The organism is Klebsiella planticola ATCC 33531 (assembly GCF_000735435.1).
GTDB classification, from domain to species: domain Bacteria; phylum Pseudomonadota; class Gammaproteobacteria; order Enterobacterales; family Enterobacteriaceae; genus Klebsiella; species Klebsiella planticola.
Genome location: NZ_JMPP01000021.1, coordinates 97,865 through 119,720 on the forward strand (window position 1 = coordinate 97,865; position 21,856 = coordinate 119,720).

At 54.0% G+C, this 21,856-nt stretch carries 23 protein-coding genes and 1 other annotated feature; of the genes, 14 read left to right on the top strand and 9 right to left on the bottom strand.

Annotation, left to right across the window (positions count from 1 at the left end; all coding sequences use genetic code 11):
• Positions 1 to 591 carry a nucleotide exchange factor GrpE gene (gene grpE / locus GRPL_RS15480; protein WP_004866563.1) on the top strand — a complete coding sequence of 197 codons (591 nt, stop codon included), beginning with the start codon at positions 1 to 3 and terminating at the stop codon, positions 589 to 591.
• A 125-nt stretch (positions 592 to 716) separates the two neighbouring features.
• On the opposite strand, the gene GRPL_RS15475 is transcribed toward grpE, so the two are convergent.
• Entirely contained in the window at positions 717 to 2,003 is a 1,287-nt protein-coding gene (locus tag GRPL_RS15475) for an HlyC/CorC family transporter (protein ID WP_032686444.1), read from the bottom strand.
• Between the two features lie 118 nt (positions 2,004 to 2,121).
• Positions 2,122 to 2,913 carry a cytochrome C assembly family protein gene (locus GRPL_RS15470; RefSeq protein ID WP_004866556.1) on the bottom strand — a complete coding sequence of 264 codons (792 nt, stop codon included), beginning with the start codon at positions 2,911 to 2,913 and terminating at the stop codon, positions 2,122 to 2,124.
• Between the two features lie 166 nt (positions 2,914 to 3,079).
• Here GRPL_RS15470 and ffh point away from each other — a divergent pair, with 166 nt between their 5' ends.
• The 7 genes from ffh to GRPL_RS15435 all read left to right on the top strand — a co-directional run bounded on the left by ffh (position 3,080) and on the right by GRPL_RS15435 (position 8,583).
• On the top strand, positions 3,080 to 4,447 hold the full coding sequence (ffh, locus tag GRPL_RS15465; RefSeq protein ID WP_032686445.1) for a signal recognition particle protein: 1,368 nt from the start codon (positions 3,080 to 3,082) through the stop codon (positions 4,445 to 4,447).
• Positions 4,448 to 4,601: 154 nt separating this feature from the next.
• The gene (rpsP, locus tag GRPL_RS15460) at positions 4,602 to 4,850 is read left to right on the top strand and encodes a 30S ribosomal protein S16 (RefSeq protein WP_004866550.1); all 249 of its coding nucleotides are present in this window, start codon (positions 4,602 to 4,604) and stop codon (positions 4,848 to 4,850) included.
• Positions 4,851 to 4,868: 18 nt separating this feature from the next.
• Positions 4,869 to 5,417: a ribosome maturation factor RimM gene (gene rimM, locus GRPL_RS15455; RefSeq protein WP_004866548.1), complete on the top strand. Its 549-nt coding sequence runs from the start codon at positions 4,869 to 4,871 to the stop codon at positions 5,415 to 5,417.
• Between the two features lie 31 nt (positions 5,418 to 5,448).
• A complete protein-coding gene (gene trmD / locus GRPL_RS15450) occupies positions 5,449 to 6,216 on the top strand; it encodes a tRNA (guanosine(37)-N1)-methyltransferase TrmD (RefSeq protein WP_004866546.1) in 768 nt (255 codons plus the stop codon).
• 39 nt (positions 6,217 to 6,255) lie between these two features.
• Entirely contained in the window at positions 6,256 to 6,603 is a 348-nt protein-coding gene (gene rplS / locus GRPL_RS15445) for a 50S ribosomal protein L19 (protein WP_002914145.1), read from the top strand.
• A 121-nt stretch (positions 6,604 to 6,724) separates the two neighbouring features.
• Positions 6,725 to 7,165: a DUF2946 domain-containing protein gene (locus tag GRPL_RS15440; protein ID WP_032699011.1), complete on the top strand. Its 441-nt coding sequence runs from the start codon at positions 6,725 to 6,727 to the stop codon at positions 7,163 to 7,165.
• 53 nt (positions 7,166 to 7,218) lie between these two features.
• The gene (locus tag GRPL_RS15435; RefSeq protein WP_032699005.1) at positions 7,219 to 8,583 is read left to right on the top strand and encodes a PepSY-associated TM helix domain-containing protein; all 1,365 of its coding nucleotides are present in this window, start codon (positions 7,219 to 7,221) and stop codon (positions 8,581 to 8,583) included.
• A gap of 4 nt (positions 8,584 to 8,587) precedes the next feature.
• Here GRPL_RS15435 and GRPL_RS15430 read toward each other — a convergent pair whose 3' ends face one another.
• Genes GRPL_RS15430 through yfiR form a run of 3 tightly spaced genes read right to left on the bottom strand, consistent with a single transcriptional unit; the run spans position 8,588 to position 10,807 of the window.
• Entirely contained in the window at positions 8,588 to 9,070 is a 483-nt protein-coding gene (locus tag GRPL_RS15430; RefSeq protein ID WP_032686448.1) for an OmpA family protein, read from the bottom strand.
• A gap of 11 nt (positions 9,071 to 9,081) precedes the next feature.
• Positions 9,082 to 10,305, bottom strand: coding sequence for a diguanylate cyclase DgcN/YfiN (gene dgcN, locus GRPL_RS15425; protein WP_032699007.1), 1,224 nt, complete (start codon positions 10,303 to 10,305; stop codon positions 9,082 to 9,084).
• Positions 10,298 to 10,807: a regulatory sequestration protein YfiR gene (gene yfiR, locus GRPL_RS15420; RefSeq protein WP_032686450.1), complete on the bottom strand. Its 510-nt coding sequence runs from the start codon at positions 10,805 to 10,807 to the stop codon at positions 10,298 to 10,300. Before yfiR ends, dgcN begins: the two co-directional genes overlap by 8 nt.
• 348 nt (positions 10,808 to 11,155) lie before the next feature.
• On the opposite strand from yfiR, the gene aroF reads away from it, so the two are divergent.
• The 3 genes from aroF to GRPL_RS15405 all read left to right on the top strand — a co-directional run bounded on the left by aroF (position 11,156) and on the right by GRPL_RS15405 (position 14,296).
• Positions 11,156 to 12,226 carry a 3-deoxy-7-phosphoheptulonate synthase AroF gene (gene aroF, locus GRPL_RS15415; RefSeq protein WP_004866527.1) on the top strand — a complete coding sequence of 357 codons (1,071 nt, stop codon included), beginning with the start codon at positions 11,156 to 11,158 and terminating at the stop codon, positions 12,224 to 12,226.
• Between the two features lie 9 nt (positions 12,227 to 12,235).
• Positions 12,236 to 13,357: a bifunctional chorismate mutase/prephenate dehydrogenase gene (gene tyrA, locus GRPL_RS15410; RefSeq protein ID WP_032696867.1), complete on the top strand. Its 1,122-nt coding sequence runs from the start codon at positions 12,236 to 12,238 to the stop codon at positions 13,355 to 13,357.
• Between the two features lie 66 nt (positions 13,358 to 13,423).
• Complete coding sequence (locus GRPL_RS15405) at positions 13,424 to 14,296, top strand: SMP-30/gluconolactonase/LRE family protein (RefSeq protein ID WP_032699012.1); 873 nt, start codon at positions 13,424 to 13,426, stop codon at positions 14,294 to 14,296.
• Here the strand turns inward: GRPL_RS15405 and pheA are convergent.
• From pheA to bamD, 4 genes are all read right to left on the bottom strand, one after another.
• Positions 14,293 to 15,453 (bottom strand): bifunctional chorismate mutase/prephenate dehydratase, encoded by a 1,161-nt coding sequence (pheA, locus tag GRPL_RS15400; RefSeq protein WP_004866518.1) that lies wholly within the window; start codon positions 15,451 to 15,453, stop codon positions 14,293 to 14,295. The two genes, GRPL_RS15405 and pheA, sit on opposite strands and share 4 nt — an antisense overlap.
• A 31-nt stretch (positions 15,454 to 15,484) precedes the next feature.
• Positions 15,485 to 15,609 (bottom strand) — a sequence feature (Phe leader region).
• On the bottom strand, positions 15,561 to 15,608 hold the full coding sequence (pheL, locus tag GRPL_RS28160) for a pheA operon leader peptide PheL (protein ID WP_193312497.1): 48 nt from the start codon (positions 15,606 to 15,608) through the stop codon (positions 15,561 to 15,563). Its footprint overlaps the feature before it by 48 nt.
• Before the next feature lie 106 nt (positions 15,610 to 15,715).
• Entirely contained in the window at positions 15,716 to 16,051 is a 336-nt protein-coding gene (gene raiA / locus GRPL_RS15395; protein WP_004866516.1) for a ribosome-associated translation inhibitor RaiA, read from the bottom strand.
• 270 nt (positions 16,052 to 16,321) lie between these two features.
• Positions 16,322 to 17,059, bottom strand: coding sequence for an outer membrane protein assembly factor BamD (gene bamD, locus GRPL_RS15390; RefSeq protein ID WP_004866513.1), 738 nt, complete (start codon positions 17,057 to 17,059; stop codon positions 16,322 to 16,324).
• Positions 17,060 to 17,190: 131 nt separating this feature from the next.
• Here bamD and rluD point away from each other — a divergent pair, with 131 nt between their 5' ends.
• The 3 genes from rluD to clpB all read left to right on the top strand — a co-directional run bounded on the left by rluD (position 17,191) and on the right by clpB (position 21,601).
• Positions 17,191 to 18,171, top strand: a complete 981-nt coding sequence (rluD, locus tag GRPL_RS15385; protein ID WP_032686452.1) for a 23S rRNA pseudouridine(1911/1915/1917) synthase RluD — start codon at positions 17,191 to 17,193, stop codon at positions 18,169 to 18,171.
• Positions 18,168 to 18,899: a purine nucleoside phosphorylase YfiH gene (gene yfiH / locus GRPL_RS15380; RefSeq protein WP_032696869.1), complete on the top strand. Its 732-nt coding sequence runs from the start codon at positions 18,168 to 18,170 to the stop codon at positions 18,897 to 18,899. The genes rluD and yfiH overlap by 4 nt, the downstream gene beginning before the upstream one ends.
• A gap of 128 nt (positions 18,900 to 19,027) precedes the next feature.
• Entirely contained in the window at positions 19,028 to 21,601 is a 2,574-nt protein-coding gene (clpB, locus tag GRPL_RS15375) for an ATP-dependent chaperone ClpB (protein ID WP_032699009.1), read from the top strand.
• The last annotated feature ends 255 nt before the right edge of the window (positions 21,602 to 21,856 follow it).

The window sequence follows — 21,856 nt, forward strand, 5'->3', positions numbered from 1 at the left end:
ATGAGTAGTAAAGAACAGAAAACGCCTGACGGGCAAGCCCCGGAAGAAATTATCACGGAACAGCACGAGAACGTTGAGGCGGTTGAGCCTGAAGTTTCTGCTGAGCAGGTGGATCCGCGCGATGAAAAAATTGCGAATCTGGAAGCGCAGCTGGCTGAAGCTCAGACTCGTGAACGCGATGGTGTCCTGCGCATAAAAGCGGAAATGGAAAACCTGCGTCGTCGTACCGAGCTGGACGTGGAAAAAGCGCACAAATTTGCTCTGGAGAAGTTCGTTAACGAACTGCTGCCGGTAATCGACAGCCTGGACCGCGCGCTGGAAGTGGCCGATAAAGCCAATCCGGACATGGCTTCCATGGTTGAAGGTATCGAGCTGACGCTGAAGTCGATGCTGGATGTCGTACGCAAATTCGGTGTGGAAGTGATTGCCGATACCAATGTGCCGCTGGATCCTAACGTGCACCAGGCCATCGCCATGGTTGAGTCTGACGATGTGGCGGCTGGCAACGTGCTGGGCGTGATGCAAAAGGGTTATACCCTGAACGGTCGTACCATTCGCGCAGCGATGGTCACCGTGGCGAAAGCGAAATAATTCGCCTCCAACGGCCGCCTGAGGGCGGCCGTTTTTTTATCGCCCCGCGGTTTTGTTGCCTGGAGAGTGGCGGGCAAAAAAAACGGCGAACCCAGGGTCCACCGTCTCTGCGTCAGGCCTGTCGATTACTCGGCGGCGCTTTCACGAAGGGGCTTCACCGGCTTGACCTTCACCTGCTTAATCATGTTGTCCTGGACGTCGAGAATATCGATATCATATTGCTCGATGCGCACGCGCGTGCCGGGAACCGGGATCTCTTCCAGTGCCTCCAGAATAATCCCGTTAACCGTTCGGGCCTCATCTTCCGGCAGATGCCAGTTAAACGCTTTATTGATTTCACGCACGTTGGCGCTGCCATCGATGATGACGGTTCCGTCAGTTAACGGCGTGACCTCTTCAGCCAGCGTCGGCGACATTGAGGTGGTGAAGTCACCGACAATCTCTTCGAGAATATCTTCTACCGTCACCAGCCCCTGGATATCACCGTACTCATCGACCACCAGGCCTACTTTCTTCTTATTGCGCTGGAACTTCACCAGCTGCGTGCTCAGCGGCGTTCCTTCCGGCACGAAGTAAATTTCGTCGGCGGCGCGCAGCATCACCTCTTTAGTGAACTCTTTTTTCTCGGTCATCAGGCGATAGGCTTCACGTACGCGCAGCATGCTGATGGCGTCGTCCAGCGAGCCGCGATACAGCACGATGCGTCCGTGAGGAGAGTGGGTCAGCTGGCGAACGATCGATTTCCAGTCGTCGTTAATATCAATACCGATAATTTCATTGCGCGGGACCATGATGTCATCGACGCTGACCTTTTCGAGATCCAACACCGACAGCAGCATGTCCTGGTTACGGCGGGAGATTTGGGTGCGTGACTCGTTCACGATGGTGCGCAGCTCATCTTTGCTCAGCGCGCCGCTGACGATGATATCGGTTTTGATGCCCATCATGCGCATCAGGAGGCGGGTGATGGTGTTCAGCAGCCAGACCAGCGGCATCATCAGCACCTGCAGTGGCGCCAGTAAGAAGCTGCTTGGGTAGGCGACCTTTTCCGGATACAGCGCCGCGATGGTTTTAGGCAGGACCTCGGCAAAAACCAGGACCACGAAGGTCAGCACGCCGGTGGCAATGGCCACCCCGGCATCGCCATACAGTCGCATACCGACAATCGTCCCCAGCGCGGAGGCGAGGATGTTGACGAGGTTATTGCCAATCAGCACCAGGCTGATTAAGCGGTCGGGTTTACGCAGCAGCTTCTCTACGCGCTTTGCCTGGCGGTTGCCTTGTTTCGCCATATGCCGCAGTCGATAGCGGTTCAGGGTCATCATCCCGGTTTCAGAACCGGAGAAATAGGCAGAGATAATCACCATGATAATCAGCGTCACGATCAGCGTGGTGGTAGATATGTGTTCCAGGGGGGACTCCTTAACGCCTGGCCCGGTAGGCTATTTTATGAGCCTGCTGGCGCTGATCGCGCCAGTCTTCAGGCTTTCTGCAATGATGCCACCTACCGGGACAGGCGGGTGTTCGGGGTTAACTAATAAACTGTTGAAGCACGCGGCTGCCAAAGTAAGCCAGCGTCAGCAGGCCGGCGCCGGTGACGTTAAACCAGACGACCCGACGACCGCGCCATCCTTCATGATAGTGGCCCCATAACAGAACGATATAGACGAACCACGCAACGATCGACAGCACGGCCTTATCGATATTTTCCGTGCTAAACAGGTTATGCATATAAAACAAACCGGTGCACAGCGTCAGCGTCAGCAGGACCACGCCGACCTGCGTAATATGAAACATTTTACGCTCGATACTCATCAGCGGCGGCATTTCATGGCTGAAGGCCAGCTTTTTGTTCTTCAGCTGATAATCGATCCATGCCAGCTGGAGCGCATACAGCGCGGCAATAATCAGCGTTGCGTAAGAGAAGAGCGACAGGCCGATGTGCACCAGCATTCCCGGCGTGGTTTCCAGGTGGGTGATGTATTCGTTCGGCACGAAAGTGGCGAAAGCCAGGTTAATCAACGCAAATGCGTAGACGATAGGCAGCAGCAGCCAGCCGCGGTTACGCGACGCGACGATAGTCATCACGGTACAGATCATCAGACTGACCAGCGAACCGACGTTTAATAAACTGAGATTCTGTCCGCTCTCGCCGCCGGGGAAAATACGTGACTCCAGCGCAAAAGCATGACAAATCAACGCAATAGTTGCGGAAAGAATCGCCATCCGCCGCCAGCTGCTGTTTTTTTGCAACAGGCCAGGGATGATCAGCGCAAGGCTGATGGAATAGGCGACAAGCGCGAGCAGAGCAAAAACAGGCATATGGGTGTCGACTGTTGACTAAATAAGAAAGAGAAGCAGTATAGCGTCACGCGACGTCTGCTCCAACCGTTGCATCACATCGCGCTTCATGTCGTGTTATACTGCGCCAAATCCGTGTTTTCGTGTCGCTGCTGCGACCGACAGTTTCCACCTCAGGCGAGAGACAATGTTTGATAATTTAACCGATCGTTTGTCGCGTTCGCTGCGCAACATTAGCGGCCGCGGACGCCTTACCGAAGACAATATTAAAGACACCCTGCGTGAAGTCCGCATGGCGCTGCTGGAGGCGGACGTCGCGCTGCCGGTCGTTCGTGACTTCATCAGCCGCGTCAAAGAGAGCGCGGTGGGTCATGAAGTGAACAAAAGCCTGACCCCGGGTCAGGAGTTTGTCAAAATCGTACGTAACGAGCTGGTTGCGGCGATGGGCGAAGAGAACCAGGCGCTGGATTTAGCCGCTCAGCCGCCGGCCGTCGTGCTGATGGCGGGTCTGCAGGGGGCGGGTAAAACTACCAGCGTCGCCAAGCTGGGTAAATTCCTGCGTGAGAAGCACAAGAAGAAAGTGCTGGTGGTCTCCGCGGACGTTTATCGCCCGGCGGCGATTAAACAGCTGGAAACGCTGGCTGAGCAGGTTAACGTTGATTTCTTCCCGTCCGATGTGGGCCAGAAGCCGATCGATATCGTTAACGCCGCGCTGAAAGAAGCGAAGCTGAAGTTCTACGACGTGCTGCTGGTGGATACCGCCGGTCGTCTGCACGTTGATGAAGCGATGATGGACGAAATCAAACAGGTCCACGCTTCTCTTAATCCGGTAGAAACGCTGTTCGTCGTTGATGCGATGACCGGTCAGGATGCCGCAAATACCGCCAAGGCGTTTAACGAAGCGCTGCCGCTGACCGGCGTGGTGTTGACCAAAGTGGACGGCGACGCCCGCGGCGGTGCCGCGTTGTCGATTCGTCACATCACCGGTAAGCCGATTAAGTTCCTCGGCGTCGGCGAAAAGACCGAAGCGCTGGAGCCATTCCACCCGGATCGTATCGCTTCCCGTATTCTCGGCATGGGCGACGTGCTGTCGCTGATCGAAGATATCGAGAGCAAGGTTGACCGCGCGCAGGCTGAGAAACTGGCCTCCAAGCTGAAGAAGGGCGATGGCTTTGACCTGACAGACTTCCTCGAGCAACTGCGGCAGATGAAGAACATGGGCGGCATGGCCAGCCTGATGGGCAAACTGCCAGGTATGGGGCAGATCCCGGATAACGTTAAATCGCAGATGGACGACAAAGTGCTGGTGCGGATGGAAGCGATCATCAACTCGATGACCCTGAAAGAGCGCGCTAAGCCGGAAATCATTAAAGGTTCACGTAAGCGTCGTATCGCCGCCGGCTGCGGGATGCAGGTGCAGGACGTGAACCGTCTGCTCAAGCAGTTTGACGATATGCAGCGCATGATGAAGAAGATGAAGTCGAAAGGCGGCATGATGAAGATGATGCGTGGGATGAAAGGGATGATGCCGCCAGGGTTCCCGGGCGGTCGATGATATCTGGCGAGCTTATTTGCCCTATTTAGCCTATGCGCAGCATATGCTGATTGCAATTTCCCCAGAAATCAGTAAAATTTTCGGGCTTTTAATATGACACCCGGGCTCCGTTCCTCGATGGGGCCCGGGTGTTCTATTCACACAAGAGGATGTTATGGTAACTATTCGTTTAGCTCGTCACGGCGCTAAAAAGCGTCCGTTCTACCAGGTTGTTGTCACCGACAGCCGTAATGCACGCAACGGTCGCTTCATCGAGCGCGTTGGTTTCTTCAACCCGATCGCTTCTGCGAACGAAGAAGAAACGCGTCTGGATCTGGATCGTATCGCTCACTGGGTTGGCCAGGGCGCTACCGTTTCCGATCGCGTTGCAGCGCTGATCAAAGCAGCAAACAAAGCAGCTTAATCTGTCACGGTGGTCATGATGAGCAAGCAACACACCGCACAAGCACCTGTTGATCCGATCGTATTGGGCAAGATGGGTTCTTCCTACGGTATCCGTGGTTGGCTCAGAGTGTTTTCCTCCACCGAAGACGCCGAAAGCATTTTTGACTATCAGCCCTGGTTAATCCAGAAGGCGGGTCAGTGGCAGGTCGTTGAGCTGGAAAGCTGGCGCCACCATAATCAGGACATCGTTATTAAGCTGAAAGGCATTGACGATCGTGATGCTGCGAATCTGCTGACTAATTGCGAAATTGTCGTGGATTCCTCGCAGCTGCCGAAGCTCGAAGAGGGTGACTATTACTGGAAAGACCTGATGGGCTGCCAGGTAGTAACCACAGAAGGCTATGGCCTTGGTAAAGTCATCGACATGATGGAAACCGGGTCAAATGACGTTCTCGTCATTAAGGCAAACCTGAAAGATGCATTTGGTATCAAGGAGCGGCTGGTTCCGTTCCTCGATGGGCAGGTTATCAAGAAAGTCGATCTCGCTACTCGTACCATCGAAGTAGACTGGGATCCTGGTTTTTAAATTCTCCGGATAAACGGTAAAAGACGGCGCTATGTGGATTGGCATAATTAGCCTGTTTCCTGAAATGTTCCGCGCAATTACCGATTACGGGGTAACTGGCCGGGCAGTAAAAAATGGCCTGCTGAGCATCCAGAGCTGGAGTCCTCGTGACTTTGCTCATGACCGGCACCGTACCGTGGACGATCGTCCTTACGGCGGCGGACCGGGGATGCTAATGATGGTGCAACCCTTACGGGATGCCATTCACACAGCAAAAGCCGCGGCAGGTGAAGGCGCAAAGGTGATTTATCTGTCACCTCAGGGACGCAAGCTTGATCAAGCGGGCGTCAGCGAACTGGCAACGAATCAGAAACTGATTCTGGTGTGCGGTCGCTATGAAGGCATAGATGAGCGCGTAATCCAGACCGAAATTGACGAAGAATGGTCAATCGGTGATTACGTCCTCAGCGGTGGTGAGTTACCAGCCATGACGCTGATTGACTCCGTTTCCCGGTTTATTCCGGGGGTTCTGGGTCATGAGGCATCGGCAACGGAAGATTCCTTTGCCGATGGATTGCTGGACTGTCCACACTATACCCGTCCTGAAGTGTTAGAAGAGATGGAAGTACCGCCAGTTTTGCTGTCGGGAAACCATGCTGAGATTCGTCGCTGGCGTTTGAAACAGTCGCTGGGCCGTACCTGGCTTAGAAGACCTGAACTTTTGGAAAACCTGGCTCTGACTGAAGAGCAAGCAAAGTTGCTGGCGGAGTTCAAAACTGAACACGCAAAACAGCAGCATAAACATGATGGGATGGCGTAAGCCCCCAATATCAGTTTACCCAGGATAAGAGATTAAATTATGAGCAACATTATTAAGCAACTTGAACAAGAACAGATGAAGCAGGACGTACCTTCCTTCCGTCCGGGTGATACCGTGGAAGTGAAAGTATGGGTTGTTGAAGGTTCCAAAAAACGTCTGCAGGCATTCGAGGGCGTGGTTATCGCTATTCGTAACCGCGGTCTGCACTCTGCATTCACTGTTCGTAAAATTTCCAACGGCGAAGGCGTTGAGCGTGTCTTCCAGACTCACTCTCCGGTAGTTGACAGCATTGCTGTTAAACGTCGTGGTGCTGTACGTAAAGCTAAACTGTACTACCTGCGTGAGCGTACCGGTAAGTCTGCTCGTATCAAAGAGCGTCTTAACTAAGATTCGCTTTCGCGACATCCTGATGAAAAGGGCTGGCCCGCTGGGCCGGCCCTTTTTTTATCTTCAATTTAACCATTCTGATGTAAATCATTTACAATATCGCTCTCATTTCGGAGGGGCGGTGGTCAGCAAACTTTCTCTACAATCAGCGTTTATACGGCGAGCCGCATGGCTGGCGCTGTTTTCGATCCTGCTGATTGTGGTTGCGCCGCTAATCTCGGTGTCACTGCAAAAAGATCCGATGAGCGCTATGCCCGGCATGCATCATGCGATGATGATGGCGGATATGCCGCATGAGCAGGCGATGTCCCACCCGGCGGTCTTTCCTGCGCCCCAGTCGACGCACACGATGCCGCTCGACCATGCGGAGGCCTGTGGCTACTGCGTGCTGCTGGCTCACGTACCGGGGCTGCTCTTTGCGCTGGCGCTGCTTATCTCCGTTATCCTGCGCCGCGTGCGCGTGCTTTTCCCCTGTCTGGTGCTCAAGCGCCGGCATTTCTTCCCCTGGCTGTACCCCGAAACCCGCGCGCCGCCGCGTCGGTCTGCTTTTTCTGCTTTCTAAAATAACAATGCGCACAGCGCTACGTTCTCTTTTTGCTTTCAGAAAGGAAAAGTATGACTACCTGCACCTCACGCGCGGCATGGCTGAACCTGCTGCGACGTCTCCATTTTTATATTGGTCTGTTTATCGGGCCGTTTATCTTCGTGGCGGCCCTTACCGGGACGCTGTACGTGGCCACTCCACAGCTGGAGAACTGGCTCTATCAGGATGCCCTTCATGGTTCGCTGAACGGCGATCGTCAGCCGCTTAGCGCCCAGCTGATGGTCGCGGAAGAGACGACTCAGGGGAATCTTCGTTTACAGGCGGTGCGCCCGGCTATTAAGGCCGGGGAGACCACGCGGGTGATGTTTTCCGATCCGCAGTTGGGAGAGTCTGAGTCCCGGGCGATCTTTATCGACCCGGTAACGCTGAAAGTGAAGGGCGATATGACGGTCTATGGTACCAGCGGAATTTTACCGTTGCGCCAGTGGATCGATTACGCCCATAAATCATTGCTGCTCGGGGATAGCGGCCGGCTTTATAGCGAGCTGGCTGCATCATGGATGTGGGTTGCGGCACTCGGTGGCATTGTCCTCTGGGCGATGACTCGTCCCCGCAAGCGGATCAATAATCGTATGCAGAATAGCCGTCGTCTGCATGTTTCTCTCGGCTGGGTGCTACTGGCAGGTATGCTGCTCTTCTCCGCCACCGGGCTGACCTGGTCGCAGTGGGCCGGTGGCAATGTGGATAAAATGCGCGCGGCATTCGGCTGGCTGACCCCGCAGGTGAATACGCAGCTGCATAGCGCAATGCCGATGCCGCATGATCCGCATGCCGAACATCATATGGGGCATATGGCCGATGCGGCGCCGGCGGCGAAAGGCGAACAGTTTGATCGGGTGCTGACAATCGCGCGCGCGGCGGGTCTCAATGCCAGCAAGCTGGAAATCCGACCTCCGGCAGCGGCGGGGCGTGCGTGGACGGTCAATGAAATTGACCGAAGCTGGCCAACGCAGGTGGACGCGGTGGCAGTTGACGGGGAGAGCATGCAGGTTGTTGATCGCACCCGCTTTGCCGATTTCCCGTTAATGGCGAAGCTGACCCGCTGGGGCGTGGATTTCCATATGGGGATTCTGTTTGGTCTTGCCAATCAGCTGCTGCTGATCGCGTTTGGGATCGCGCTGTGCGTGATGATTGTGGTGGGATATCGTCTGTGGTGGATCCGGCGGCCGGCTCATGCGGCGTTTAACCCGGCGAATACCCTGATTCAGGCGTGGTTCAACCTGGGATGGCCCGCCCGCGCGCTCACGCTGGCGATTGCAGTGATGCTGGGGCTGGCGCTACCGTTAATGGGCGCCAGCCTCGCGGCAGGACTGGTCATTGACTATCTACGCTGGCGGGCGGCAACGGCCGTCTTGCTCGCGAAGTCGGTCGACTAAGTGCCTACGGCGTGCTGATGACCACCGTAACGCGGCGGTTTTCAGCACGTCCTTTCGCCGTATCGTTGCTGGCGATCGGATATTTTTTACCTAATCCACGGGTCGTTAAATTGCTGCGCGGGATATTGGCTCCCTTCGCCCAGTCATCCGCGACGATATCGGCGCGTTTAAGCGACAGCATTTCGTTATAGCTGTCTTCACCGTAGTTATCGGTGTGTCCGTCTAACCGAGCGTGCGTAATCCCGGTAGCAGCCAGACGAGAGGCCATTTTCTGGATTTGCGCCTGGCTGTCGCTGCGCAGATGGTAGTCGTTTTTATCAAACAGGATGCTGTCGGACAAACCCAGCGACCAGTCGCCATCACTTTCCGTAAAGCCGTAAGACTTCATGGCGGCAACCTGTTCCTGAGAGAATTTCCCTTGCGGGGCCTGACAGCCGGTGAGTAAAACCGCGGCCATCAGCGCGGGAGCAAAATATTTCCTGAGCATTGTGGTTCCTTTTATTTTTGTACTTGTGGAATACGCCGGTGTTTCATCCGATACATATTTTGATCGGCGAACTCCTGCAGGTTCTCCGCTGACGCGTGTTCCCAGGCCAGCGCATAGCCGATGCTGAGCGACAGGGTCGCAGTATGGCCGTTATGCAGATTAAACGGCTCAAGAAACTGGCTGGATAACGATGCGCAGAGCGTCTTTACTTCCGCCTCTGAGTGAACGTCACGCAACAAGATCGCGAATTCGTCCCCGCCTAAACGCCAGGCCTGATGGTGCTTGCTGACAAAATTCATCAGCCGGCTGGCGACTTCGATGAGGACCTTGTCTCCCGTTGCATGACCCCAGTTATCATTAATCAGCTTAAAATTATCGCCATCAAGAAAGAGTAATGCCGAACTGCGTCGGGCAGCCTCATCTTTCATTAATGTACTGATGACGTTGCGAAACGCCGCGCGATTGGCCAGCCCGGTGAGGGGATCATGTAACGACGTGCGTAACAGCTGGGCATTTTTAGCCTGCAGCTGCTGCTGCCAGTCCTCCATTTCACCTAACAGGCTATTAAAGTCCTGGGCAAACAGATGGAACTCCTCGATGCGCTCTTCAGGGACCCGGCGGGAGAAGTGGCGGTTTTCCCGGATGTCATGGACCACTTCGGTAATGCTTTGTAAGGCGGTGACGATACCGTGGTGCAGAGAATGCGTCAGCAATAAGGCGATAAATGAGGCCAGCAGAATACTGCCAGTCAAAACGATGATAGATATGCCGAGGAAGTGGCTTATCAGGCTGTCCAGCGCCGTCAGCCGAAGTTCGCCGACGACCTTCCCCAGATGCCAGATTGGCTGGGTTGTTGGTTCAGGAAACAGCCATTTGCTGATGATCCCGCTGAATTTCTCCTGCCGAACCAGGTCCATATTACGCCAGACGGCGAAGTGATTTTGCTGGTTATCCAGCACCAGCGCTTCTGAAAACTGCCCCTGCCTGCCGAGTGTGGCCAGCGTCTCTTCTGCCGCAGCGCTGTCATCGAAAACCAGCGCGGCTTCAAGACTACGGCTCATTGTGGCGGCCGTCAGCGCCAGATTCTTCTGCGCATACTGTTTTAACGTAAAGACTGATGCGGTACTCAGCAATAGCCAGACCAGGGTCATAGAGATCACCACGCTTATCACGCTGATACGGCGTAGTGCTCGTTTAAAGGTGGGGCGCGGAGCCTGAGAGAAATCCTTATTCATGTGCATTGTTCCGGGCAAGCATCAGTACGTCTGGATTAACCCGCACACCGCTGTGTGTCAGGACATCCAGATTCACGGAGAATCTGACCCTTTTGTCATTTATGATCAGGCAAAAAGCACTGCCAATTGCACACTCGCTATTTTGTTCCGCAATGAGTAACAGGGGGCGTGATGGGTATTCTGCGGTGAGCTTCGCCTGTTGAGAGGGCGATTCGCTGCCAAAATAAAATCCATCACAGACCGTATTCAACGCTTCTTCGGTATTACGCACAATGACCGGTTTGTACGGTAAAGCCTCAGGTTGTTCCTGAGCCAGGCTGTAGGTATAACGCGAGGTAGAAAAGATACACAACCTGGGCGGGCCAGATAATGCTGGCCAGCGGGTATAGGTGACAATACCCGAAACAATAGCCCGAACATTTTTAGGCGCGTCAGCGGCAAAAGCGGGATGGCCCACGATAAATAACAAAAAAATAAAAAAAAGACGGTGAGACTCTTTCATTAACGGATCCGTCAGGTTCGTCGGGGTGCATGAATTGCAGATCGCTGATGCCCGGGCGCAGGATACCATTGTTGGTGGGGAGCGTCATTAACCGCCCCCTTTCCTTTGAGATAATTCTGCCCAGGATTTTTCGTAAACGAAGGTGGGGGAAAGGTGAGCGTCGGCAGGGTGAAATATCGTATTGTACCAATATCTTTACACTTATGGCGGAATAAATAGCCATTTAATTTGCTGGTGTAAAGTAAAATTTACGGATTATGGATTGAAATCTTTACTTTGTGTGGTATCGTTACGTCACTCCTCACCGAGGAACCCACTATCGCAAACGAGCTACACAGGATCGCAATCATGCAAAAAGACGCGCTGAATAACGTACATATTACCGACGAACAGGTTCTGATCACGCCGGATCAGCTGAAAGCTGAATTCCCGCTGAGCCTCGAACAAGAAGCGCAAATTGCGCAGTCCCGTCAGACGATATCTGACATTATTGCCGGCCGCGATCCGCGTCTGCTGGTGGTGTGTGGACCTTGCTCGATCCACGATCCAGAGGCGGCAATTGAATACGCTCATCGTTTTAAAGCACTTGCCGAAGAGGTCAGCGATAGCCTCTACCTGGTCATGCGCGTCTATTTTGAAAAACCTCGTACTACCGTGGGCTGGAAAGGGTTGATTAACGATCCGCATATGGATGGCTCATTTGATGTTGAAGGCGGTCTGAAGATTGCGCGTCGCTTGCTGGTAGAGCTGGTGAATATGGGGTTACCGCTGGCAACGGAAGCGCTGGATCCAAACAGCCCGCAGTACCTCGGCGATCTGTTTAGCTGGTCCGCTATCGGCGCACGTACGACCGAATCCCAGACTCACCGTGAAATGGCGTCAGGTCTGTCAATGCCGGTTGGCTTTAAAAACGGTACCGACGGTAGCCTGTCGACGGCAATTAACGCGATGCGTGCCGCAGCGATGCCGCACCGTTTCGTCGGGATTAACCAGGCCGGCCAGGTTTGTCTGCTGCAAACCCAGGGCAATCCGAACGGCCACGTTATTCTGCGCGGCGGTAAAGCCCCAAACTACGGCCCGGAAGATGTCGAGAAGTGCGAAAAAGAGATGGCTCAGGCGGGACTGAAACCGTCACTGATGGTAGATTGCAGCCATGGGAATTCTAATAAAGACTACCGCCGCCAGCCTGCGGTTGCGGAATCCGTCGTCGCACAGATTAAAGATGGTAATCGTTCCATCATTGGCCTGATGATCGAAAGTAATATCCACGAAGGTAATCAGTCTTCTGAGCAGCCGCGTTGTGATATGAAATACGGCGTATCCGTCACCGATGCCTGCATCAGCTGGGAAACGACTGATGCACTGCTCCGCGAACTGGATCAAGATCTGCGCGGTCATCTGGCGGCTCGTCTGGGGTAAGAGGATAGTATGGTTGCTGAACTGACCGCGTTACGCGATCAAATTGATGAAGTCGATAAGGCGCTGCTGGGGCTACTGGCTAAGCGCCTGGAGCTGGTAGCGGAAGTCGGAGAGGTCAAAAGCCAGTATGGGCTGCCGATTTACGTCCCGGAACGAGAAGCTGCGATGCTGGCTTCCCGACGGGAAGAGGCATCGGCGCTGGGCGTTCCACCCGATCTTATCGAGGACGTGCTGCGTCGCGTCATGCGCGAGTCATATTCCAGCGAGAATGATAAAGGCTTCAAAACGCTGTGTCCGAATCTGCGCCCGGTCGTGATTGTCGGCGGTGGTGGGCAGATGGGGCGCCTGTTTGAGAAAATGCTGACGCTTTCAGGCTACCAGGTACGCATCCTGGAGAAAGACGACTGGGCGCGGGCAGCGGACATTGTTGCTGATGCCGGAATGGTCATCGTCAGCGTTCCTATCCATGCCACGGTCGATACGATTGGTCAGCTGCCGCCGTTACCGGCGGACTGTATCCTGGTCGACCTGGCGTCGGTGAAAGCGGAACCTTTACAGGCGATGCTGGCCGCGCACCGTGGTCCGGTACTGGGTCTGCACCCGATGTTCGGGCCGGACAGCGGCAGCCTGGCGAAGCAGGTGGTGGTTTACTGCGATGGTCGTCAGCCGGAAGCCTATCAGTGGTTCCTCGAGCAAATTCAGGTCTGGGGCGCCCGTCTGCACCGTATCAGCGCCGTTGAACACGACCAGAATATGGCTTTTATTCAGGCGCTACGTCACTTTGCTACCTTTGCCTATGGCCTGCATCTGGCGGAAGAAAACGTTCGCCTGGAACAGCTACTGGCGTTGTCATCGCCGATCTACCGCCTTGAGCTGGCGATGGTTGGCCGCCTGTTTGCGCAGGATCCGCAGCTGTATGCCGACATTATTATGTCGTCGGAAAACAATCTGGCGCTGATTAAACGCTACTACCAGCGCTTTGGTGAAGCGATTGGCCTGCTGGAGCAGGGGGATAAACAGGCGTTTATCGACAGCTTCCGCAAAGTAGAGCACTGGTTTGGCGATTATGCCCAGCGCTTCCAGAGCGAAAGTCGGACGCTGCTGCGTCAGGCGAATGATAACCGGCAGTAACGGAAAACCATATATAATCAAAGCCAGAGGGGAAACCCGCTGGCTTTTTTTATAGGGATGAAAACGATGGCTGAACCACAACCGCTGTTTGATTACGCAGGACATCTGCCGGAATGTCCGACCTGGAGTGAAGCCGAGCAGGCGCTCTACTGGGCCGATATTCTGCAGTGCGAAATTCACCGTTACGACATCCGCAGCGGCGAACATCAGGTTCTGCAGTTTCCCGAAGAAGTGGGCTGCTTTGCCCTGCGCGAGAAAGGGGGCTTCATTGTGGCGCTACGCAGCGCTATCTGGCTTACCGATGCCCATGGCCTGTTGCGGCGCAAAGTTTGTGATAATCCGAGCAACCCGCAGCTGGCACGCTTTAACGATGGCGGCACCGATCGCGACGGGCGCTTTTATGCCGGTACATTCTGGGGGCCGGGAGATTATAACGGCGCGCTGCTGATGCGCATCAACCACGATCTCACTCCTCGGGTGATTCAGTGCGATATCCATGGCGCCAACGGTCTGGCCTTTAGCGCGGACAAGCGTTGGATGTACACCTCGGATACGCCAAACGCCGTTATCTACCGCACTCCGCTGGATGAGCAGGGCGAGCCCGGCAAACGCGAAGTCTTTCGTCGTTTTCAGCCGGGAGAAGGTATCCCGGACGGGGCGGCCGTGGATGAAGAGGGTAGCTACTGGAGCGCAATGTTCGATGGCTGGCGTGTCGCCCGTTTTTCACCGACCGGTGAACAGCTGGAAGAACATCGATTACCGGTGCGCTGCCCGACGATGGTCTGTTTTGGCGGCGCGGATATGCGCACGTTGTACATTACGACCACGCGCGAAAATATGTCTGCCGACGAAGTCCAGAAATATCCGCTCTCCGGCGCTATCTTCACCCTGCCGGTGACGGTGGCAGGGATGAAGAAACCCGTATTTGCAGAGCGTTAGATAGGATCGACCGGCACGACGTTTTCGCCTGGGTAGCAACCCAGAACTTTCATGGAACGAGTAATCTCGGCCAGCTCTTTTAGTGCCTTACGCATCGGCATTGATTCCAGGTTGGCCTGGATATCCAGATAAAACATCTCTTCCCACGGGTTACCGTGAATCGGACGAGATTCCAGCTTGGTCATGATCAGGTTGTGATTGCGCAACACCAGCAGCGCTTCAACCAGCGCACCGGCCTGCTGGCCGGTTGCCATGAGCAGCGTGGTCTTTGCCGGTACCTGTTCGGAAACATTCACCGCTTTACGTGCCAACACCAGGAAACGGGTGATGTTTTGTGTCTGATTTGCCTGGCAATGTTCAAGAACCTGCAGGCCGTACAGTGCGCCACCGGCTTCGCTACCCAGCGCGGCTACGCCCGGTGAGTTCGCCTGAGCCACTTTTTCCATCGCCGCAGAGGTGCTTTCGGTGTATTCAATTTTCCAGTGTGGGTAACGGCTCAGATACTGGCTGCACTGCTGGAACGGCTGCGGGTGGCTATATACGGTCTGAATGTGTTGCGGATCGGTTGAAGCTGAGACCAGAACGCAGTGATCGATTGGGATCGTGAGCTCACCGACGATCGACAGGCTGGTATGCTGCAGTAGATCGTAGACATCATTGATGCCACCGGAGCTGGTATTTTCGATAGGAACGACCGCGTAGTCGGCCTGGCCGGTTTCCACCTGGTTAAAAATATCGGCAAATTTCGCGCAACCGCTCTCAATGAACTGTTCGAAATGGCGCGCCGCGTACTGGCGGGCGGCCAGATGTGAATATGACCCTTTTGGTCCCAGGAAAGCCACGCGCGCTGAATGTGGATTGATTTTATTCAGATGCTGTTGCAGCAGGGTTTGCTGGGTGAGAACGGAATCCTCGATGATCAGCTGAAACAGACGGGTGATGTAGTGGGCATCCAGATGGTGGCTTTTCCCCAGCGTTATCAGACGCTCCAGCAGGTCGCGCTCGCGGTCGATATCACGAACCGGACGGTGCGATGCCAGCTTTGCTTTACCGACCTCTACAGCCAGTCCGCGGCGTTCTGCCAGCAGCGCGAGCAGTTTTTCATCCAGTGCGCTGATCTTATCGCGCAGAGCCAGTAACGGGTTTTCCTCGGTCATATGTGTTGCCTTTCTTGTTATTGATTTATCAATAAAAAAGGCCTCCCGTTTGGGAGGCCTTGTTGTTCGTCTTCGCATTCTTTATCACACGACGAATCGCCTCCCGTTCAGGGGAAGGTAAAAAAGAATGCGAAGAAGAACGCTAGTCGTTTCACGATGAATTCCTTTGCTGAGTTGAGATTACAGTACCCGTACTGTTTTCATCCTGTCAATAAAAAACGCGCCCGAAGGCGCGTGGCGTTACACAATATTAAGTTAAGGATTACTCTTCTTCTTCCACAAAGCCTGCCTCTTTCACCGATGTTGCGGCGCGGCGGGCTTCCCCTTTGTGTTGCACTTTATTCAGCTGCCGTTCCAGCTTGTTGATCAATTCGTTGATTGCGACGTACATATCTTCGCTTCTTCCGCTGGCGACCAGATGCCCGTTTGGCGTATTGATGGTTGCATCAGCGACAAAACCCTGCGGCTCCTTAGAGAGAATGATGTGCGGGTTGATTAAGTGGGTTTGCCATTTATCCAATTTGGCGAGACGGTCTGCGACATGCTGGCGAATTGCCGGAGTAATTTCCATTTGTTTACTGGTAATGTTCATTGTCATAAATTTTACCTCTTGTCTTTCCCGTCTTGGTGAACTCAGCATACCTCTCCCAATGTCAAGATGTGTGATCTATATCACATTTTAATGTCACTTTTTGTCAACGAATTCATTTTGTGAGGCAGGGCAGGAACAGGTGAGATTTTACTTGTCGGAAAGGGGAAAGGGAGTCATATTTGATAGGATGACTCGGCGCTAAAACGCTTCAGCTCAGGCGCCTGAACAATAAAAAACGGCAGCTCATGGCTGCCGTTTTGCTTATCTGAAAAACGATCAGGTGTTTTTACCGTTAGCGGCGATAATTTTCGCCACCTTGTCTGCCTGAGCGTTCATTTGCATCTGGCGGTAGGCGTTTTCCATTTTCGGTAGCGCATCGCGAGTCGCCTGAGTATCCGGGTAGCTGCGCAGCATACCATCGACACGGTTCACGACGGCAACCCATGCGCCGCGGTCGGTGTAGTAATCAACCACTGACAGCTCGTACTTCGCCAGGCGATCCTTCAGGAACACCATACGTTTGTAGGCGTCGGTCGCATACTGGCTGTTCGGGTAACCGCGTACCAGTTTGGAGAAGTCGTTGAAGGCATCGCGAGCGTGCTGCGGGTCGCGATCGGAGCGATCGACCCCGAAGAATCCTTGCAGCGCACTGTCATCCAACGCCATATTTGTCAGACCACGCATATAAATGACGTAATCAATGTTAGGATGCGTAGGGTTCAGACGAACGAAGCGGTCGATGGCTGCCTGAGCCAGCGGCAGATCGGCATTTTTGTAATACGCATAAATCAGGTCAAGCTGTACCTGTTGGGAATAAGGACCGAACGGGTAGCGGTTATCCAACGCTTCCAGTTGCGTTATTGCCTGTTTCCAGTTACCGTCCTGCAGCTTTTGCTGGGCGGTCGCGTAGATTTCATTCGGCGGATTATCAGGCACCTCTTCCTTTGAGCCGGAGCAACCCACCAAAGCCAGGCTCAGTGTGGCCGCTGCCACCAGGTATTTCATGCGCGTCATGACGTTTTGACTTCCTCAAAATGTTTATGCGGGAGAATCTCTGTTCCTGCTCCCGATTAAGACCAGCTACAATAGCACACTATATTAAACGGCAAAGCCGTAAAACCCAACGTTAAACGAAGAAGCTGTATATGGCACAACGAGTACAACTCACCGCAACGGTGTCCGAAAATCAACTCGGTCAACGCTTAGATCAGGCTTTGGCCGAAATGTTCCCGGATTATTCGCGTTCGCGCATAAAAGAATGGATCCTCGACCAGCGAGTGCTGGTAAACGGCGCTGTCAGCGACAAGCCGAAAGAAAAAGTTTTAGGGGGAGAGAGCGTCTCCATCGATGTTGAAATCGAAGAAGACGTGCGCTTCGAACCGCAGGATATTCCGCTCAATATCGTCTACGAAGATGATGACATCCTCGTGATCAATAAACCACGCGATCTGGTTGTTCACCCAGGCGCGGGCAACCCCGACGGTACTGTGCTGAATGCGCTGCTGCACTATTATCCGCCGATTGCCGACGTACCGCGCGCGGGTATTGTTCACCGTCTGGATAAAGATACGACCGGTCTGATGGTCGTAGCGAAAACCATCCCGGCACAAACTCGTCTGGTGGAGTCGCTGCAGCTGCGTGAAATCACCCGTGAGTATGAAGCGGTAGCAATTGGTCACATGACATCGGGTGGTACGGTAGAAGAACCTATCAGCCGTCACCCGACGAAACGTACGCATATGGCGGTGCACCCGATGGGGAAACCGGCGGTAACGCATTACCGTATTATGGAGCACTTCCGTATTCACACGCGTCTGCGCCTGCGCCTGGAAACCGGCCGTACTCACCAGATTCGTGTGCATATGGCTCACATCACCCATCCGCTGGTGGGCGATCAGGTCTATGGCGGCCGCCCGCGTCCGCCTAAAGGTGCATCGGAAGCGTTTATCACCGCCCTGCGCAAGTTTGACCGTCAGGCACTGCACGCGACGATGTTACGCTTGTACCACCCGATCAGCGGTATCGAGATGGAATGGCATGCGCCAATTCCTCAGGATATGGTTGATCTGATTGAGGCAATGCGTGCAGATTATGAAGATCACAAGGATGATATTGACTGGCTATGACTAAACTGATTGTACCGCAATGGGCCGTGCCGGAAGGCGTGGCTGCCTGTAGCTCCACGCGTATTGGCGGCGTCAGTCTGCCTCCGTACGATTCGCTCAATCTGGGCGCCCATTGCGGAGACAATCTGCAGCACGTGGAAGAAAACCGTCGGCGCATGTTTGCCGCTGGCGGGCTGCCGTCATATCCGGTATGGCTGGAGCAGGTTCATGGCACCGCGGTGCTCACCCTGGACGGCGGGCCATATGAGTCAAAACGGGCGGATGCGTCATACTGTAATACACCGGGTACGGTGTGCGCGGTAATGACGGCGGACTGCCTGCCGGTTCTTTTTTGTAATCGCGCAGGGACGGAAGTTGCCGCTGCTCATGCCGGCTGGCGCGGATTATGCGACGGTGTGCTGGAAGCGACGGTCGCATGTTTCGCCGATAAGCCGGAAAACATTCTGGCCTGGCTTGGCCCGGCGATCGGTCCCGAGGCTTTTGAAGTCGGTCCGGAAGTGCGGGATGCGTTTATAGTAAAGGACGGGAAAGCGGAAGAGGCTTTCCGCCCCGTCGGCGAGAAATATTTTGCTGATATCTATCGGCTGGCTCGTCAGCGTTTAGCCAATGTTGGTGTCACGCAGATCTTCGGCGGCGATCGCTGTACGCTAAGCGAAAAGGATGATTTTTTCTCTTATCGTCGCGATAAGACTACGGGTCGTATGGCGAGTTTTATCTGGTTGAGATAACCTGGCGAATCAAGACGGTCCAGAAGGCAAATTTATTTTTCGCATAGTTCAGGTCTTTAACCTTGAATAATTGAGGGATGACCTCATTTAATCTCCAGTAGCAAATTTGACCTGTTATGGGAGGAGTTATGCGTCTGGATCGTCTTACCAATAAATTCCAGCTTGCTCTTGCCGATGCCCAGTCGCTTGCACTCGGGCACGACAACCAATTCATCGAACCTCTTCATTTAATGAGCGCCTTGCTGAATCAGGAAGGGGGATCGGTACGTCCTTTATTAACCTCTGCGGGCATTAACGCCGGAGAGTTAAGCACCAATATCACTCAGGCGCTGAGCCGTTTACCGCAGGTGGAAGGCACCGGCGGTGACGTACAGCCGTCTCAGGATTTAGTGCGTATTCTGAACCTTTGCGACAAGCTGGCGCAAAAGAGGAAGGACAATTTTATTTCGTCAGAACTGTTCGTTCTGGCGGCGCTTGAATCACGCGGTACGCTGACCGACCTTTTAAAATCCGCCGGAGCAACAACCGCCAATGTGACTCAGGCGATTGAACAAATGCGCGGAGGTGAAAGCGTGAACGATCAGGGTGCCGAAGACCAACGTCAGGCATTGAAAAAATTTACGGTCGATCTGACCGAACGTGCTGAACAGGGCAAACTGGATCCGGTCATTGGCCGTGACGAAGAGATTCGCCGTACTATCCAGGTTCTGCAGCGCCGAACTAAAAATAACCCGGTTTTAATTGGTGAGCCCGGCGTTGGTAAAACCGCCATCGTTGAAGGACTGGCACAGCGTATTGTCAACGGTGAAGTACCGGAAGGGCTGAAGGGTCGTCGGGTTCTGGCGCTGGATATGGGGGCGCTGGTGGCCGGGGCCAAGTATCGCGGTGAGTTCGAAGAGCGCCTGAAAGGGGTGCTGAACGATCTGGCAAAACAGGAAGGCAACGTCATTCTGTTTATTGATGAACTGCACACTATGGTCGGGGCGGGGAAAGCGGACGGCGCAATGGATGCCGGCAACATGCTGAAACCTGCTTTGGCGCGCGGTGAGCTGCACTGCGTCGGCGCAACCACGCTCGATGAGTATCGTCAGTATATTGAAAAAGATGCTGCGCTGGAGCGTCGTTTCCAGAAAGTGTTTGTTGCTGAGCCAAGCGTTGAAGATACCATTGCGATCCTGCGTGGTCTGAAAGAGCGCTATGAGCTGCACCACCATGTACAGATCACTGACCCGGCGATCGTCGCAGCGGCAACCTTGTCGCATCGTTATATTGCTGACCGTCAGCTGCCGGATAAAGCTATCGACCTGATCGATGAAGCGGCATCCAGCATCCGTATGCAGATTGACTCGAAGCCGGAGGAGCTCGACCGACTCGACAGACGTATTATTCAGCTCAAGCTGGAACAGCAGGCGCTGAAGAAAGAAGCCGATGAAGCCAGTCTGAAACGTCTGGATATGCTGAATGAAGAGCTGGCGGATAAAGAACGTCAGTATTCCGTATTAGAAGAAGAGTGGAAGGCGGAAAAAGCGTCGCTCTCCGGAACCCAGACGATTAAAGCTGAGCTGGAACAGGCAAAAATCGCCATCGAGCAGGCGCGACGCGTTGGCGACCTGGCCAGGATGTCTGAACTGCAGTACGGCAAAATCCCGGAGCTGGAAAAACAGCTGGCAGCGGCTACACAGTCTGAAGGTAAAACGATGCGTCTGTTGCGTAATAAAGTGACGGATGCGGAAATTGCCGAAGTGCTGGCACGCTGGACCGGTATTCCGGTAGCGCGAATGATGGAAGGCGAGCGTGAAAAACTGCTGCGTATGGAGCAGGAGTTGCACAGTCGGGTGATTGGTCAGAACGAAGCGGTTGAAGCAGTATCCAACGCGATTCGCCGTAGCCGGGCCGGGCTGTCCGATCCTAACCGTCCAATCGGGTCGTTCCTGTTCCTTGGTCCAACCGGTGTCGGTAAAACGGAGCTGTGCAAAACGCTGGCGAACTTTATGTTTGATAGCGATGATGCCATGGTACGTATCGATATGTCTGAGTTTATGGAGAAACACTCCGTATCGCGTCTGGTCGGTGCGCCTCCGGGATATGTCGGCTATGAAGAGGGCGGGTATCTGACGGAAGCAGTACGTCGTCGTCCTTACTCTGTCATCCTGCTGGATGAAGTAGAAAAGGCTCATCCGGATGTGTTTAACATCCTGTTGCAGGTGCTGGACGACGGTCGTCTGACCGATGGACAGGGGAGAACGGTCGATTTCCGTAATACGGTTGTGATTATGACCTCTAACCTTGGTTCGGATCTGATTCAGGAACGTTTCGGCGAACTGGATTACAGTCACATGAAAGATCTGATTCTGGGTGTGGTCAGTCAGAACTTCCGCCCGGAATTCATCAACCGTATCGATGAAGTCGTGGTCTTCCACCCGCTGGGTGAAAAACACATTGCTTCGATTGCTCAGATTCAGCTGCAGCGTCTGTACAAACGTCTGGAAGAACGTGGCTACGAAGTCCACATGTCCGATGAAGCGCTGAAGTTGCTGAGTGCGAATGGTTATGATCCGGTGTATGGCGCTCGTCCGTTAAAACGCGCTATCCAGCAGCAGATCGAAAACCCGCTGGCGCAGCAAATTCTTTCCGGCGAGCTGATCCCCGGTAAAGAAGTTCAGCTGGTGGTGAAAGACGACCATATAGTGGCAGTGCAGTAAATCACAAAACGACAAAAACGGGCCCTCTGGGCTCGTTTTTGTTTAAAAACCAGGCAAGAATTAAAGTCCGGATGCAGGATTGTTTAATAAGTGAGCGAACGAATCATTTATTTGAATTTAAACTTGCCACATCAGAATTACCCCCTATAATTCGCCTCCACTGACACGGAACAACGGCACGCAAGCCGCCGGGTCAGCGGGGTTCAGAGATGAACGCCAACGGAGAAAAGCGAAAATAAACGCTTGACTCTGAAT